Source organism: Pseudomonas sp. SDO5271_S396, assembly GCF_054071795.1.
Window position 1 is genome coordinate 1 of sequence record NZ_JBSVWB010000129.1, and the last position, 284, is coordinate 284.

A 284-nucleotide genomic window follows, 5' to 3' on the forward strand; every position below is an offset into this window, starting at 1 on the left:
GGGAGCTGGCTTGTCGGGTCGCCGCATCGCTGCGAAGACGGCGGCACAGTCGACAAAGATGTCGACTGAGACACCGCTTTCGCAGGCAAGCCAGCTCCCACAGGGGATTGGTGGTGGTTGGAAAAGCGCCGTCAGCAGGGCCATCGGGCCGGGCACTTTCTCGCCAAGAATAGAGAAATTCTGTTGATTGTTCCCACGCTCCGCGTGGGAATGCAGCCCTGGACGCTCTGCGTCCGCTTTTGAAGTCGTGACGCGGAGCGTCACAGGATGCGTTTCCACGCAGA

1 pseudogene is annotated in these 284 nt (G+C 60.9%); it reads right to left on the reverse strand.

The features are described from left to right. Window positions 1-264: pseudogene (locus tag ACW9IN_RS30145) on the reverse strand (hypothetical protein); the annotation flags it as partial. Window positions 265-284: the final 20 nt, after the last annotated feature.